Genomic DNA, 14,430 nt, shown 5'->3' on the forward strand with positions numbered 1-14,430 from the left:
TACAACATACTTTTAAAGGGAAGAGTCATGGCAATTCAGTTCCGTCGTAGTGCGTTATGCGCAGGCATTGCCGCGCTGTTCGCTTCCGCATTTTCCGCCTGGGGGGCCGATGTTCCTCAGGTCAAAGTGACCGTCAATGACAAGCAGTGCGAGCCGATGACCCTCACGGTGAACAGCGGTAAAACCCAGTTCATTATTCAGAACCACAGCCAGAAGGCGCTGGAGTGGGAGATCCTGAAAGGGGTACTGGTCGTCGAAGAGCGTGAAAATATCGCCCCTGGCTTTAGCCAGAAGATGACTGCCAACCTGCAGCCGGGCGAGTATGAAATGACCTGCGGTCTGCTGACCAATCCTAAGGGTAAGCTGATCGTTAAAGGTGAAGCGACGGCGGATGCGGCGAAAGGCGCTGCGGTGCTGAGCCTGGGTGACGCGATTACCGCTTATAAAGCATACGTTACCAAAGAGACGGCAGATCTGGTGGCGGGCACGAAAGCCTTTACCGATGCGGTGAAAGCCGGTGATATCGAAAAAGCCAAATCCCTTTATGCACCAGCTCGTCAGCACTACGAGCGCATCGAGCCGATTGCCGAGCTGTTCTCAGACCTTGATGGCAGCATTGACGCCCGCGAAGACGACTACGAGCAAAAGGCCGCCGATCCGAAATGCACCGGCTTCCACCGTCTGGAAAAAGCCGTGTTTGGCGATAACACCACCAAAGGGATGGAAAAATACGCCGCACAGCTGAACGGTGACGTGCTGGAACTGCAAAAGCGCATCAGCGAGCTGGCCTTCCCGCCTTCAAAAGTGGTGGGCGGCGCGGCGGGTCTGATTGAAGAAGTGGCCGCAAGCAAAATCAGCGGTGAAGAAGATCGCTACAGCCACACCGACCTCTGGGACTTCCAGGCCAACGTCGACGGTGCGCAGAAAATTGTCGATCTGCTGCGTCCTCAGCTGCAGAAAGAGAACAGCGAACTGCTGGCAAAAGTGGATGCCAACTTCAAAAAAGTCGACACCATTCTGGCGAAATACCGTACCAAAGACGGATTTGAAACATACGATAAGCTGACCGACGCCGACCGTAATGCGCTGAAAGGCCCGATTACCGCTCTGGCGGAAGATCTCTCTCTGCTGCGCGGCGTACTGGGTCTGGACTAAGCACGATGAACAAGAATGGTAAGTTCGACGAGGTAGAACCTTCCCGTCGTCGGTTGTTAAAAGGGGTAGGGGCGCTGGGCGGCGCGCTTGCCCTTGCAGGCGGCTGCCCGGTGGCGCATGCGGCGAAACCGCAAAGCGCACCCGGCACGCTGTCCCCCAATGCCCGCATGGAGACGCAGCCTTTTTACGGCGATCATCAGTCGGGCATTCTGACGCCGCAGCAGGCCTCCATGATGCTGGTAGCCTTTGATTCGCTGGCCAGCGATAAAGCCGATCTGGAACGTCTGTTCCGCCTGCTGACGGCACGCATTGCGTTTCTGACCGCAGGTGGACCGGCGCCGAACACGCCGAATCCGCGCCTGCCGCCAATGGACTCCGGTATTCTCGGGGCGTTTATCGCGCCCGATAACCTGACCATTACCGTGTCGGTCGGAGAGTCGCTGTTTGATGGCCGCTACGGCCTGACAAAGCAGAAGCCGAAAGCGCTGCAAAAAATGACGCGTTTTCCAAACGATTCCCTCGACGCGGGGTTGTGTCATGGCGACCTGCTCCTGCAGATTTGCGCCAATACCCAGGACACGGTGATCCACGCCCTGCGCGATATCATCAAGCACACCCCGGATCTGCTCAGCGTGCGCTGGAAGCGGGAAGGGTTTATCTCTGACCACGCTGCGCGCAGTAAAGGGAAAGAGACGCCGGTTAACCTGCTGGGCTTTAAGGACGGCACGGCCAACCCGGACAGCAGCAATGCTGCGCTCATGAAAGAGGTGGTGTGGGTGACGGCGGATCAGGACGAACCGGCGTGGGCCGTCGGCGGCAGCTACCAGGCGGTGCGCATTATCCAGTTCCATGTGGAGTTCTGGGACCGCACGCCGCTGAAAGAGCAGCAGACCATTTTCGGCCGCGACAAGCAGAGCGGGGCGCCGCTCGGTATGACGCATGAGCATGATGTGCCCGACTATGCCCGCGATCCCAATGGCGATGTGATTGCGCTAGACAGCCATATTCGCCTCGCCAATCCGCGCACCAAAGAGACGCAGTCCAGCCTGATGATGCGTCGTGGCTACAGCTACTCCCTCGGCGTGACCAACGCAGGCCAGCTCGATATGGGGCTGCTGTTCGTCTGCTATCAGCATGACCTTGAAAAGGGCTTCCTGACCGTGCAGAAGCGCTTAAACGGCGAAGCGCTGGAAGAGTATGTAAAACCCATCGGCGGCGGCTACTTCTTTGCCCTGCCGGGCGTGCGCGACCGGAACGCGTATCTCGCGCAAGATCTGATTGAAGCCTGATAATTGTCCCTGCGAGAGTTCGCGGGGACATTATTTTTTCCTATGACAAACATATTGTTATATTTCTGTAATATTTCTATATAAGACTGAATCCGCTGCAGGAGCAGTCTGAAAAGTTGCAATCAGGTAAAATAAATGTTGCATTTATGATAACTCCTGATGTACTTAAGATAAGACAGCGGTAGTTCCCGGCAGTGATGCTGAATCACTATGGAGATCGCGAATGGTTGCGTCCTGTACTGGACAAGGTAAACATAACAACCGCAGCACCCGGCGCGGAGGCTCAGACTCCGGCAGCGATTTCCTCACCACTAAATTCTCCCCCTCTCCTCAAGAATCTGATTCGACCGACGTGCAGACTGGTGCGCGTAGCCGTTCTGTATCGTCATCTGATAAAGCAAGCAATGGCTTACAAGGAAGCCAACCCTCTGATGTTCGTGCGCATAATCGTGCCGACGCTGGCACGTGTGATGAATACCAACAACTCAAGGTGCTATCCATGGGAAGACAAAAAGCAGTGATCAAAGCTCGTCGCGAGGCAAAACGTGTGCTGAGACGGGACTCACGTAGCCATAAACAGCGTGAAGAAGAATCGGTCACCTCGCTTGTGCAGATGAGTGGCGTAGAAGCAATTGGCATGGCCCGAGACAGCCGTGATCATTCTCCAATTGTGGCGCGCAATGAGGCTCAGGCGCACTACCTGAATGCTATCGAGAGTAAACAGCTCATCTTTGCAACCGGTGAAGCCGGATGCGGGAAAACCTGGATCAGTGCAGCCAAAGCGGCGGAAGCGCTCATCCATAAGGACGTGGAGCGTATTATTGTTACCCGTCCGGTACTGCAAGCGGATGAAGATCTCGGCTTCCTGCCCGGCGATATTTCGGAGAAGTTTGCCCCGTACTTCAGACCCGTCTATGACGTGCTGGTGAAGCGTTTGGGTGCATCCTTTATGCAGTACTGCCTGCGACCAGAGATTGGCAAGGTGGAAATCGCGCCGTTCGCCTATATGCGCGGACGTACATTTGAAAATGCGGTCGTCATTCTTGACGAGGCTCAGAACGTGACCGCTGCGCAAATGAAGATGTTCTTAACGCGCCTCGGGGAGAACGTGACGGTCATCGTTAACGGCGACATTACCCAGTGTGACCTGCCATCCGGCGTGAAATCCGGGCTGAGCGACGCGATGTCACGTTTTGAGGAAGATGAGATGATTGGGGTGGTACGCTTCTCGAAAGAGGATTGCGTGCGTTCGGCACTGTGTCAGCGGACGTTGCAAGTCTATTCCGACTGAAGGTAAAACATTACCGTTTTGCCCTTCTTAAGTAATCCCTTCCCGGCATCCTGCCGGGAAGCTTCTTTTATTCCTGTGCTCTACTCGCGCCTGGTTATCTTTTAATAGATAGCCTGTCGTGCGGAATTCATCATTTCGGTATTCATTTCAGCGGTGGGTTTTTATCACGCCTGGCGAAATGTGATGCGTATTTATAATATCCACAAAATACCCATGAATATCATGATCGCGCTAATTGTTCGTTCAAATTTAAACGTGAATGTTGTCACATAATGTTACTAAGTTGTAAAAATTAAGTTGGTGTATTGAGGGTAATTATCTATGTTTCGTACTGATTCAAACAACATTCTAACAAGAAAATCCCATGGGGAACCGTTTCCCTGGAACATCACGTTGAGGGTCATACATGAACGAACTGGTTGGTGCAATTAACGGTGTTATCTGGAGCCCGGCGTTAATATTCTTATGTCTGGGTGTCGGTCTCTATTTCTCATTACGTAGTCGTTTTTTGCAGTTACGTCATATAAAACATATGATTACCTTGATGTTCCAGGGGCGTCCTACCGATGCAGGGGTATCGTCTTTCCAGGCACTGACGATGACGCTGGCAGGACGAGTAGGGACCGGAAACATTGCTGGTGTCGCCACCGCAATCACCTTCGGTGGACCGGGCGCACTTTTCTGGATGTGGATGGTGGCGTTTTTGGGTGCCAGCTCAGCGTTTGTGGAATCTACGTTGGGCCAGGTTTATAAAGAAAAAATCAATGGTGAATATCGTGGCGGTCCTGCCTTTTATATCGAAAAAGGATTAGGGGTCAAATGGTATGCATGGTTATTTGCAGTCGTCACCATTTTCTCCTGCGGTTTATTAATGCCAGGGGTTCAAGCAAACTCGATTGGCGCCAGCCTGGAGATAGCTTTTGGGCTTGATCCCAATGTCACGGCGGCGTTACTTGCCGTACTGTTAAGCTTTATTATTTTCGGTGGTGTGAAAAGGATCGCCAGTTTTAGCAGTATGGTCGTTCCGTTTATGGCACTCGGCTATATTATTGTGGCTTGCGTTATTATCGCGATTAATATTTCCGAGCTTCCTGGTGTTATTCTGCTGATCTGGAAAAGTGCTTTTGGCTTTGAAGCGGGCTTTGGCGCGATTCTGGGTCAGGCGATTATGTGGGGCGTTAAGCGCGGCGTCTATTCCAACGAAGCGGCACAGGGGACCGGACCGCATGCTTCATCTGCGGCAGCGGTGAGCCATCCGGTGAAACAGGGGCTGGTGCAGGCCTTCTCAGTTTATATCGATACGCTGTTTGTCTGCTCGGCGACCGGGTTTATGCTGCTGATCACCGGGCTGTATAATGTTCAGGGCGTCGACGGCGCTGCACTCTATACGGGGATTGCAGGCGTGGCCGCAGGTCCTGGCTATGTTCAGACGGCGATGGAAAGTATGATGCCGGGCTTTGGTAATTACTTTGTTGCCATTGCGCTGTTCTTCTTCGCCTTTACCACCATTATTGCGTACTACTATATTGCCGAAACCAACATCGCCTACATCAACCGTAAAATTCACCGTCCCTGGCTGACATTCCTGCTCAAATTATGTTTGATGGCTTCCACCGTGTACGGGACCGTCCGCACCGCGGATCTGGCGTGGGGACTGGGGGATATTGGGGTTGGGATGATGGCATGGCTTAACATTATTGCCATTGTGCTTTTACATAAAAAAGCCTTTGTCAGCCTTAAGGATTATGAAACCCAGAATGCACAGGGACTGGATCCACAGTTTGATCCGGTTCGACTGGGAATTAAAAATGCCGATTACTGGCTGGGAGAGCGTAAGGATGAACCGGCTGCGAATCCGGGGCAGACGACTTCTGTCGTGAGAGAGCAAAGCGCAGGGAAACTGAACAATTAATCGTGACAGCCCGTATCGCAATACGGGCTCAGACTGCTGACAACGTTTCGCCCGGCGGCGCTACGCTTGCACGGGCCTACGGGTTTTGTCGAACCCCGGTCGGGGATTCTCATCCCCCCCTGTTGGAGAATATAAAAGAAAAAAGCCCGTACTTTCGTACGAGCTCTCATCTTGAATATGGCGGTGAGGGGGGGATTCGAACCCCCGATACGTTGCCGTATACACACTTTCCAGGCGTGCTCCTTCAGCCACTCGGACACCTCACCATATTGTTTTGCTGCCTGACCGCGTGGGGGGCAACGGGGCGCTACTATAGGGAGTTGCGCTTACACGGTCAAGCAGATTTTCTGTATTCGTGCTTGTTCGGTTAAGCCTTAATCAGCACATGCCGCTGAGGGCTGAATTAACGCTGTGAATCGAGCACTTCGCTGTTTTTAACCACTTCCTGAGCTTTGCTATAGCTTTCGATCAGCAGCTGGTACGCCGGGAAGATATGGGTGTACACCTCAGCCCACTCCGCAGCATCTTCGCGGTTCCAGGTTCGCTGGATCTCAGACGCCACCGCCGCGGTGTCCATCGGTACCACACCGGCCTGCATCACACGCGCGAGGGTGATCTCCTGCGCCATTTTGCTGTAGGTCCCGGAGGCGTCAATTACCGCAAAGACTTTATACCCATCCGCAACCGCGCTGATCGACGGGAAGGCCATGCAGACGCTGGTGATCGTGCCCGCAATGATCAACGTGTTGCGTCCGGTAGCGTTTACCGCCGCCACAAACTCCGGGTTATCCCAGGCGTTGATCTCACCTTTGCGGGCCACGTACTGAGCATGCGGCGCATTGGCGTGGATCTCCGGGATAAGCGGGCCGTTCGGTCCTTGTGGGACGGAAGCGGTGGTGATCACCGGGATCTTCGCCAGGGTGGCGATTTTTGCCAGCGCCGCCGCACGGGCGCGCAGTTCTGGCATCGGCATATCGCCGACGGTCTGGAACAGCCCGCTCTGGTGGTCGATAAGCAGCATGACTGCATCGTTTACGTCAATGACGGGACGTGTACCGTTGAAGTTTGCAGGGGTAGACATTTTGCGCTCCTTATTACGTTTAGATCTGGCCGAAGCGGCCGGAGTTGAAATCACGAATGGCTTCCGCGATTTCGGTTTTACTGTTCATCACAAATGGGCCATAGCCCACAATCGGTTCATTCAGCGGCTCGCCGGCCATCAGCAGTACTTTTGCGTCGCCGTTTGCTTCCAGATGAAGCTTGTCGCCTTGCTGACTGAATACGATCAGCTGTGCCTCACCCGCTGGCGTGGTGCCGTTCACCGTTACGCTGCCCTCAAGTACCACCAGTGCCGTGCTCCAGCCTTCAGGCTGATTGAGCGTCAGGTGGCTGCCCTGGCGTAGTGTCAGATCCCACACATTCAGCGGTGAGAAGGTATGAGCCGGGCCAGTCACCTCGTCAAAGCGGCCGGCGATGACGCGCAACGTTCCGCTGCTATCCGGCAGCGTGACGACAGGGATATCCGCCTTCGTGATGCTCTGGTAACCGGGCGCTGCCATCTTGTCTTTGGCGGGCAGGTTGACCCACAGCTGCATCATTTTCAGTTCGCCGCCTTTCTGCGAGAACGCGCTGGAGTGGAACTCCTCGTGCAAAATGCCTGCGCCCGCCGTCATCCACTGCACGTCGCCCGGTCCTATGACCCCGCCTTTGCCGCTGGAGTCACGATGTTCCACTTCGCCGGAGTAGACGATGGTGACCGTTTCAAAGCCACGGTGAGGGTGCTCGCCCACGCCACGCTTCGCGCCATCCGCCGGGAAGGTGTAGGGACCGGCATAGTCCAGCAGCAGGAACGGACTGAGTGATTCACCGTGCGTCTGATAGGAAAACATCGAACGAACCGGGAAACCGTCTCCGACCCAATGGGGACGAGGTGCGGTATAGACGCCTGTTACGGTTTTCATGATTAACTCCTGATGTGCTGTCGATGTAATTAGCTTATATTCAGAGCTAATATCCCGGTAGAGAGTGAAAATGACATTCACTGTTCTTAAAATGGAACAATGAGGGCGTATGCAGGATCTCAATGATTTCGTGTGGTTTGTGAAAGTGGTGGACCACGGTGGGTTTGCAGCGGCAGGTCGGGCGCTCGATCAGCCTAAATCGAAACTGAGTCGCCGGATTGCGCAGCTGGAAGAGCGGCTGGGTGTGCGGTTGATACAGCGTACCACGCGGCAGTTTACGGTGACGGAGGTGGGGCAAACGTTCTATCAGCACTGTAAAGCCATGCTGGTCGAGGCTGAAGCGGCGGAGGAGGCGGTGGCTGCCTTACAGGCTGAACCGCGCGGTGTTGTCAGGATAACGTGTCCTGTCACGTTGCTGCACGTTCATGTGGGGCCCATGCTGGCGCGGTTTATGGCGCGCTACCCGGGGATCAATCTTCAGCTGGAGGCCACCAACCGGCGGGTTGACCTGGTAGGTGAAGGCATTGACGTGGCGATCCGCGTTCGTCCGCGTCCGTTTGATGACAGCGATCTGGTGTTAAGGGTGCTGGCTGACAGAGGACACTGCCTGGTGGCGAGCCCGGCGTTGATTGAGCGGATGGGCAACCCGATGATGCCTGCTGAACTCAGCGACTGGCCGGGTTTAAGTATGGGGGCGGGCAAGCAACTGCATAAATGGGATCTGAGCGGTCCGGAGGGAGCGAAAGCCGAAATCCACTACACGCCGCGCTTTATAACTACCGATATGCTGGCGCTGCGGGAAGCGGCGATGGCGGGCGTAGGCGTGGTGCAGTTGCCGATTTTAATGGTTAAAGATCAGTTGGCGAAAGGGGAATTGGTGCGGGTTCTGGATGCCTGGGAGCCCAGACGGGAAGTGATCCACGCGGTGTATCCTTCGCGGCGCGGTCTACTGCCATCGGTCAGGGCGCTGGTCGATTTTCTAACCGAAGAGTATGCACGGATGGTGGAGGAGTAAATTCTTTGTAGGTCGGGTAAGCGAAGCGCCACCCGACACCATCACCGCAGAGGAAGCAAAGTTCGAATCCCCCCAGCTGGAGAATATAAAAGAAAAAAGCCCGTACTTTCGTACGAGCTCTCATCTTGAATATGGCGGTGAGGGGGGGATTCGAACCCCCGATACGTTGCCGTATACACACTTTCCAGGCGTGCTCCTTCAGCCACTCGGACACCTCACCATATTGTCATCCCGTTGTTGCCGGGACGGGCGCTAATGTAAGGAAAAGCCGAACTGCCGTCAACTCACTTTTTCAGTAATTTAGCGTGTTTAGACAAACTTCAGGCAACCTGATTCCGAAATGTGCGAAAAGCGCCTTTTTTATCAGCAATAACATAGCGCCATAAATTTGTTATGCTGACAATCCATTTGAAAATGAAAACAAAACAGCGCGAAAAAAGGCAGGAATGACTATGGATATACTCTTCTATCACCCCACTTTTGATACGGCTTATTGGATTAAAGCACTGTCGGCAGCACTGCCGGGCGCGCGCGTTCGTGAGTGGAAGCGGGGCGATAACGAACATGCTGACTATGCGCTGGTCTGGCATCCACCCGTTGAGATGCTTCAGGGCCGTAAACTGAAGGCCGTGTTTGCGCTTGGCGCTGGCGTGGATTCCATTCTGAGCAAACTGAAGGCACACCCGGAGATGCTGCCGGAAGATATCCCCCTGTTCCGCCTGGAAGATACCGGTATGGGCCAGCAAATGCAGGAATATGCCGTCAGCCAGGTCCTGCACTGGTTCCGTCGCTTTGATGATTATCAGGCCTTTAAGCAGCAATCCCACTGGGAGCCACTGCCGGAATATCAACGTGAAGACTTTACCATCGGTATCCTCGGGGCGGGCGTGCTGGGCTCAAAGGTGGCTGAAGCCCTTGCCCCGTGGGGCTTCCCGTTACGCTGCTGGAGCCGTAGCCGTAAAGCGTATCCGGGCGTTGAGAGTTTTGCCGGAACGGATGAACTCCCGGCGTTTCTGAAAGGCACACGCGTGCTGATCAACCTGCTGCCGAATACGGCGGAAACGGTGGGGATTATCAACGAAGCCTTGCTCAATCAGCTGGCCGATCGGAGCTACCTGATGAACCTGGCGCGCGGGGTGCATCTGGTGGAGCCGGATCTGCTGAAGGCGCTGGATAGCGGAAAGCTTAAAGGTGCCATGCTGGATGTTTACAGCCGTGAGCCGCTGCCTGAAGAAAGCCCTCTATGGCGACACCCTCGCGTGGCAATGACCCCGCATGTCGCCGCCGTGACGCGACCGGCTGAGGCGGTGGCTTATATCTCGCATACTATCGGTGAAATAGAGAAGGGGAACGCGGTTACCGGTCAGGTCGACCGACAGCGCGGCTACTGAGAGAAACCCGGCGTTGGCCGGGTTTTTGCTAATATTCGCCGCTGATAACTGCTATCCTTTGGAAAAACCGCAGAGGAGAGAAAGATGTATCCCGTTGACCTGCATATGCACACCGTCGCCAGCACCCACGCGTATAGCAACCTCCATGATTATATCGCCCAGGCAAAGCTAAAAGGTATTAAGCTCTTTGCGATAACCGATCACGGCCCGGATATGGCGGATGCGCCGCACTACTGGCATTTTGTGAATATGCGGATCTGGCCACGTCTGGTGGATGGCATTGGGATACTGCGCGGCATTGAGGCGAACATCAAAAACACCGACGGTGAAATCGACTGCACCGGCCCGATGCTGACCTCCTTAGATCTGATCCTTGCTGGTTTCCATGAGCCGGTTTTCCCGCCGCAGGATAAAGAGACCAATACCGCGGCGATGATTGCCACCATTGCCAGCGGCAATGTGCATATCATCAGCCATCCGGGTAATCCTAAATACCCTATTGATATTCAGGCCGTGGCGCAGGCCGCCGCGAAACACCGTGTGGCGCTGGAGATTAACAACTCCTCGTTCGTGCACTCGCGTAAAGGCAGTGAAGCCAACTGTCGCGAAGTGGCAGCCGCCGTGCGTGATGCCGGAGGGATGGTGGCGCTGGGCTCTGATTCGCACACGGCCTTCACGCTGGGGGATTTTGGCGAGTGCATGAAAGTGCTGCAGGACGTCAATTTCCCGGAAGCACAGATCCTGAACGTCACGCCACGCCGTATGCTCGACTTCCTGGAGTCGCGCGGCATGACGCCCGTTGATGAATTTGCCGACCTTTAATTGAATAACGGAATAACACAATGAATGAATTCTCCATCCTTTGCCGCGTGCTGGGCTCCCTGTATTATCGCCAGCCGCAGGACCCGCTGTTGGTTCCGCTGTTTACGCTCATTCGCGAGGGTAAGCTGGCGCAGAACTGGCCGCTGGAACAGGATGAGTTACTGGAACGTCTGCAGAAAAACTGTGATATGCAGCAGATCTCAACGGATTACAACGCATTGTTCGTGGGTGAAGAGTGCCGCGTTTCGCCCTACCGTTCTGCCTGGCAGGAAGGGGCGACCGAAGCGGAAGTGCGGGCATTCCTCTCTGAGCGCGGTATGCCGCTGAGCGATACGCCAGCCGATCATATTGGTACTCTGCTGCTGGCGGCCTCCTGGATCGAAGACAACGCGGGTGATGATGAAAATGAAGCCATCGAAATTCTCTTCGAGACGTATCTGCTGCCGTGGGTTGGAACCTTCCTGGGGAAAGTTGAAGCCCACGCCACCTCTCCGTTCTGGAGAACGCTGGCTCCGCTGACGCGCGACGCCATCGCAGCAATGTGGGATGAGCTGGAAGAAGAGAGTGAAGAGTGATTTACATCACAAAAATTCTGCAACGATACATTTCAACTTGCACGTAATGTGCTTCTGATCTCATTTCCATGGTGCGCATCTGCTAAGATGCGCACCATGAACATATTACTTAGTATTGCAATCACGACGGGCATTCTCTCCGGTATCTGGGGATGGGTGGCGGTGTCTCTTGGTTTATTAAGCTGGGCTGGCTTCCTTGGCTGCACGGCCTATTTCGCCTGCCCGCAGGGAGGGCTGAAAGGGCTCTTTATCTCTGGTTGCACGCTGATGAGCGGCGTTATATGGGCGCTGGTTATCATCAAAGGCAGCGCGCTGGCGCCGCATCTGGAGATCCTGGGCTACGTCATGACGGGGGTCGTTGCCTTCCTGATGTGTATTCAGGCGAAGCATCTGCTGCTGTCGTTTGTACCGGGCACCTTTATGGGGGCGTGCGCGACCTTTGCCGGACAGGGGGAGTGGAAGCTGGTCGTCCCTTCACTGGCGCTGGGGTTGCTGTTTGGCTATGCCATGAAGAACAGCGGTCTCTGGCTGGCGGCGCGACGGGAAAAAACGCAAAACATCACCGCGGTGAGTGAATAAAAAAAGGCGAGATAATCATCTCGCCTTTTTTATGCGCTTCCTGTCAGGATTCCGGAGGCACGGACATATCACGGTATTTCACCAGGATCGGGTTCTGCACGTCTGATTTGTTTTGCAGATCCCACAGCCCGCGATCGATACCATCGTTAATCAGGAAGATCACGCCGGTTTCAATGGCTGACATCAGACACATCATGACCGGTTCATTCGAGGTATAACCAATTTCACCTTCCAGTAAACGCTGGTAGTCGATGAAGCGGAATACCCCCGCCTGGACTTCATAAGACAATATCGTTTTGCTGGTGTTTACCGAGGAGAGCACTTCACCGGTACTGACGTTGACGACACGCAGGTTAACGGCAATTTGGTCGAGCTGATACTGGGTATCCGCGCCAATCCCAAAGTAACGTGCTCCCACACCACCCGATTTAACGTTGCTCTCATATCCGATAATCGAGCCTTCGATCATGACGTTTGCCGCAGCCAGAGACTGCAGAGGCATTCGGTTATTGTCCGCGACGGTGCCATTCTCCTGTGCAGCACGAATAATTTTTCGTTCATTTAACAGGTTCTGTAGCCCCTGGCGTTCCAGCGGTATAAACCAGTGCGAATCCTTGAGTGCGGTAACCAGCATGGCGGTGGCGCTTTGCGGCACTGCCGTGGAGAAGTTACTGGCCGGGTAGGGCTTAAATTGCCCTGTTTCATCCTGAATGTTGTATACCGAGACAAATATTTTGCCCGTTGGAGAAGGCAAATGGGTTAAATCACGATAACTCTGAGCCCGAGGCATTAATGTTGGTTTTGCAGCTTCTTTAGGCGGAGCAGTTAAACAACCGCTCAATAAGCACACTGCAACAAATATCAGGAAGCGCTGCATGATCGTTGTCCTTATTTAGCTATTGTTTAAAAATCAGTTGAATTGCTTTGTAGGCCAGAAACCTCAATGGTGGAGGTTTTTCCGGTTTTACGATCGGTTACGTTCAACTGAAGTTGTCCGTCTCTGTTGGCGATATCGACAATAAAATCGTTGGTCACCATTCGGCCGGGCTTGCCGGTGTTAATGTTTGTCAGCAATCCCCCTAAAATTTGCGACTGGATAGCCTGGGTGAAGTTATCCAGTGCGGAAGGGGTATCAACGGTAAAGTCCTTATAACTGGGATCTTTATAGGAGTTTTGCGCCTGAGCTTCATTCAGCAGGAACGCACCGTTGTTAGGGTTACCGCCAAAGTTAGGGTTACGGAACTGGAACGTCATATTTCCGCCCCAGCAAAGAGGGGTAATAAGCATTATCGAAACAACTGCATATGCAATACGCATGACAGCCTCCGCATATCGGTTCGCTAGAACTCATCTTTTGCTAAATCGCTGGTGCTTAATAGCGCTTTGTCTATTTGCAGGCGATTAATAGCGTCTTCAGTTTGAGCCAGTGCTAAGGCCACGTTTTTATCGAAGTCTGTTTTCGAGGGGAATAAAAACGTTTGATAAATAACGTCCTGATTAGCCGTGATGGTTATCCAGCTTCCCCAACGTGCACTGGGCCGCTCGTTGATTGTTAAATTACCCGTGTAGGTACTGTCCCATTTATCACTGAAGGCCCGGTAAAAACTGTGCCCGATCGATGAGACTGTGTGGTCAGTTAACAATCCGGGAACTTCGACCTCGACGGCCTGCAGGTTCCCTGCAGCGAGCAAGAAACTCGCTGCGGCGATCCAACTCAACGTGCGCTTCATGTGATTAACGCCTGAGGTTATCGTTTGCCCATGAAACAGCCTGAGTTCGATTTTTAACAGCTATCTTCTTGAAAAGATTATAAAGGTGCGTCTTTACCGTATTTTCGCTGATAAATAACGAACGGGCGATTTCAATATTTGAAGCACCAATGCGTAGTTTGTTCAGGATCTCTTTTTCACGGTGCGTGAGCAGCGCTGATTCCGAACTGTTATAGCGGTAGTTACCGGAGTGCGTGATGAGGTAGCTGGCCAGCTTTTGCGAGAAATAACACTCTCCGCGCAATATGCCCTGCAGACCCTCTACCACCCGGCCTTCTTCTTCAGTGACGTAGAACACGCCATTGATATGCGGCCAGCTTTCAATATCTCTGAAAGGGTATTCATCAGGAGTGTTCAATAATAACACGCGGATATTATTGTTTTTCCTGCTTAAGTTATCTTGCCAGTAATGGATAAGCTTCTTATCAGCTTCCATCATATCAAACAGAATGATGCTGCCAGGCGCAATATCATCAAAAGAACGTTGAATATTATGCAATTTCCCGTTCAATGATAAAGATTGCTTTAAATGTTGTAATAAAGCTGTCGCTTGCAGAGAAGGTTTTGTGATCAACAGTAATGTATGACCATGTAAACTATGGACTTCATTATACATGATGAAACCCCACTTATTTTTGGCACCTGACAGCTGCCCTCCTGAAAAGAGGAAG

General features: G+C 53.4%; 15 protein-coding genes and 2 tRNA genes. 9 read left to right on the forward strand and 8 right to left on the reverse strand.

Annotation, left to right across the window (positions count from 1 at the left end):
- The first annotated feature begins 27 nt into the window (after positions 1-27).
- The 4 genes from efeO (at position 28) to AAER43_RS08120 (ending at position 5,647) form a co-directional block, all read left to right on the forward strand.
- On the forward strand, positions 28-1,155 hold the full coding sequence (gene efeO / locus AAER43_RS08105; protein ID WP_057057645.1) for an iron uptake system protein EfeO: 1,128 nt from the start codon (positions 28-30) through the stop codon (positions 1,153-1,155).
- A gap of 5 nt (positions 1,156-1,160) precedes the next feature.
- Positions 1,161-2,444: an iron uptake transporter deferrochelatase/peroxidase subunit gene (gene efeB / locus AAER43_RS08110; RefSeq protein ID WP_050862543.1), complete on the forward strand. Its 1,284-nt coding sequence runs from the start codon at positions 1,161-1,163 to the stop codon at positions 2,442-2,444.
- Positions 2,445-2,943: 499 nt separating this feature from the next.
- Positions 2,944-3,735: a phosphate starvation-inducible protein PhoH gene (gene phoH / locus AAER43_RS08115; RefSeq protein WP_057057646.1), complete on the forward strand. Its 792-nt coding sequence runs from the start codon at positions 2,944-2,946 to the stop codon at positions 3,733-3,735.
- A gap of 406 nt (positions 3,736-4,141) precedes the next feature.
- A complete protein-coding gene (locus AAER43_RS08120; protein WP_014883323.1) occupies positions 4,142-5,647 on the forward strand; it encodes an alanine/glycine:cation symporter family protein in 1,506 nt (501 codons plus the stop codon).
- Positions 5,648-5,825: 178 nt separating this feature from the next.
- Here the strand turns inward: AAER43_RS08120 and AAER43_RS08125 are convergent.
- The 3 genes from AAER43_RS08125 to AAER43_RS08135 form a co-directional block, all read right to left on the reverse strand.
- Positions 5,826-5,913, reverse strand: a tRNA-Ser gene (locus AAER43_RS08125).
- Between the two features lie 137 nt (positions 5,914-6,050).
- Complete coding sequence (locus AAER43_RS08130; protein WP_014883324.1) at positions 6,051-6,728, reverse strand: isochorismatase family protein; 678 nt, start codon at positions 6,726-6,728, stop codon at positions 6,051-6,053.
- 19 nt (positions 6,729-6,747) lie between these two features.
- The gene (locus tag AAER43_RS08135; protein ID WP_014883325.1) at positions 6,748-7,608 is read right to left on the reverse strand and encodes a pirin family protein; all 861 of its coding nucleotides are present in this window, start codon (positions 7,606-7,608) and stop codon (positions 6,748-6,750) included.
- 109 nt (positions 7,609-7,717) lie between these two features.
- Here AAER43_RS08135 and AAER43_RS08140 point away from each other — a divergent pair, with 109 nt between their 5' ends.
- Positions 7,718-8,623: a LysR family transcriptional regulator gene (locus tag AAER43_RS08140; RefSeq protein ID WP_014883326.1), complete on the forward strand. Its 906-nt coding sequence runs from the start codon at positions 7,718-7,720 to the stop codon at positions 8,621-8,623.
- A gap of 132 nt (positions 8,624-8,755) precedes the next feature.
- On the opposite strand, the gene AAER43_RS08145 is transcribed toward AAER43_RS08140, so the two are convergent.
- Positions 8,756-8,843, reverse strand: a tRNA-Ser gene (locus AAER43_RS08145).
- Between the two features lie 232 nt (positions 8,844-9,075).
- On the opposite strand from AAER43_RS08145, the gene ghrA reads away from it, so the two are divergent.
- The 4 genes from ghrA (at position 9,076) to AAER43_RS08165 (ending at position 11,990) form a co-directional block, all read left to right on the forward strand.
- Positions 9,076-10,014, forward strand: coding sequence for a glyoxylate/hydroxypyruvate reductase GhrA (ghrA, locus tag AAER43_RS08150; protein ID WP_023332669.1), 939 nt, complete (start codon positions 9,076-9,078; stop codon positions 10,012-10,014).
- A gap of 84 nt (positions 10,015-10,098) precedes the next feature.
- Positions 10,099-10,836: a phosphatase gene (locus AAER43_RS08155; protein ID WP_014883328.1), complete on the forward strand. Its 738-nt coding sequence runs from the start codon at positions 10,099-10,101 to the stop codon at positions 10,834-10,836.
- A 20-nt stretch (positions 10,837-10,856) separates the two neighbouring features.
- Complete coding sequence (locus AAER43_RS08160) at positions 10,857-11,411, forward strand: molecular chaperone (protein ID WP_047624973.1); 555 nt, start codon at positions 10,857-10,859, stop codon at positions 11,409-11,411.
- A gap of 96 nt (positions 11,412-11,507) precedes the next feature.
- Positions 11,508-11,990, forward strand: coding sequence for a DUF1097 domain-containing protein (locus AAER43_RS08165; RefSeq protein ID WP_072093713.1), 483 nt, complete (start codon positions 11,508-11,510; stop codon positions 11,988-11,990).
- 43 nt (positions 11,991-12,033) lie between these two features.
- Here AAER43_RS08165 and csgG read toward each other — a convergent pair whose 3' ends face one another.
- From csgG to csgD, 4 genes are read right to left on the reverse strand one after another with little or no spacing between them, the layout of a single operon-like run.
- Positions 12,034-12,867 carry a curli production assembly/transport protein CsgG gene (gene csgG, locus AAER43_RS08170; RefSeq protein ID WP_014883331.1) on the reverse strand — a complete coding sequence of 278 codons (834 nt, stop codon included), beginning with the start codon at positions 12,865-12,867 and terminating at the stop codon, positions 12,034-12,036.
- Between the two features lie 26 nt (positions 12,868-12,893).
- Positions 12,894-13,307 carry a curli production assembly/transport protein CsgF gene (gene csgF, locus AAER43_RS08175; RefSeq protein WP_014883332.1) on the reverse strand — a complete coding sequence of 138 codons (414 nt, stop codon included), beginning with the start codon at positions 13,305-13,307 and terminating at the stop codon, positions 12,894-12,896.
- A gap of 23 nt (positions 13,308-13,330) precedes the next feature.
- Positions 13,331-13,720, reverse strand: a complete 390-nt coding sequence (gene csgE / locus AAER43_RS08180; protein ID WP_014883333.1) for a curli production assembly/transport protein CsgE — start codon at positions 13,718-13,720, stop codon at positions 13,331-13,333.
- Between the two features lie 4 nt (positions 13,721-13,724).
- Positions 13,725-14,375 (reverse strand): biofilm master transcriptional regulator CsgD, encoded by a 651-nt coding sequence (gene csgD, locus AAER43_RS08185; protein WP_014883334.1) that lies wholly within the window; start codon positions 14,373-14,375, stop codon positions 13,725-13,727.
- Between the last annotated feature and the right edge of the window lie 55 nt (positions 14,376-14,430).

The organism is Enterobacter sp. FUJ80071, from assembly GCF_038739915.1.
Taxonomy (GTDB): Bacteria; Pseudomonadota; Gammaproteobacteria; order Enterobacterales; family Enterobacteriaceae; genus Enterobacter; species Enterobacter kobei.

Bases quoted from the DNA above. Each gene is read 5' to 3' on its own strand.
- AAER43_RS08165 (WP_072093713.1), top strand. From the start codon at position 11,508: ATGAACATATTACTTAGTATTGCAATCACGACGGGCATTCTCTCCGGT.
- AAER43_RS08135 (WP_014883325.1), bottom strand. From the start codon at position 7,608: ATGAAAACCGTAACAGGCGTCTATACCGCACCTCGTCCCCATTGGGTC.
- csgE (WP_014883333.1), bottom strand. From the start codon at position 13,720: ATGAAGCGCACGTTGAGTTGGATCGCCGCAGCGAGTTTCTTGCTCGCT.
- AAER43_RS08120 (WP_014883323.1), top strand. From the start codon at position 4,142: ATGAACGAACTGGTTGGTGCAATTAACGGTGTTATCTGGAGCCCGGCG.
- phoH (WP_057057646.1), top strand. From the start codon at position 2,944: ATGGGAAGACAAAAAGCAGTGATCAAAGCTCGTCGCGAGGCAAAACGT.
- ghrA (WP_023332669.1), top strand. From the start codon at position 9,076: ATGGATATACTCTTCTATCACCCCACTTTTGATACGGCTTATTGGATT.
- efeB (WP_050862543.1), top strand. From the start codon at position 1,161: ATGAACAAGAATGGTAAGTTCGACGAGGTAGAACCTTCCCGTCGTCGG.
- AAER43_RS08155 (WP_014883328.1), top strand. From the start codon at position 10,099: ATGTATCCCGTTGACCTGCATATGCACACCGTCGCCAGCACCCACGCG.
- efeO (WP_057057645.1), top strand. From the start codon at position 28: ATGGCAATTCAGTTCCGTCGTAGTGCGTTATGCGCAGGCATTGCCGCG.
- AAER43_RS08140 (WP_014883326.1), top strand. From the start codon at position 7,718: ATGCAGGATCTCAATGATTTCGTGTGGTTTGTGAAAGTGGTGGACCAC.
- csgG (WP_014883331.1), bottom strand. From the start codon at position 12,867: ATGCAGCGCTTCCTGATATTTGTTGCAGTGTGCTTATTGAGCGGTTGT.
- AAER43_RS08130 (WP_014883324.1), bottom strand. From the start codon at position 6,728: ATGTCTACCCCTGCAAACTTCAACGGTACACGTCCCGTCATTGACGTA.
- csgF (WP_014883332.1), bottom strand. From the start codon at position 13,307: ATGCGTATTGCATATGCAGTTGTTTCGATAATGCTTATTACCCCTCTT.
- csgD (WP_014883334.1), bottom strand. From the start codon at position 14,375: ATGTATAATGAAGTCCATAGTTTACATGGTCATACATTACTGTTGATC.
- AAER43_RS08160 (WP_047624973.1), top strand. From the start codon at position 10,857: ATGAATGAATTCTCCATCCTTTGCCGCGTGCTGGGCTCCCTGTATTAT.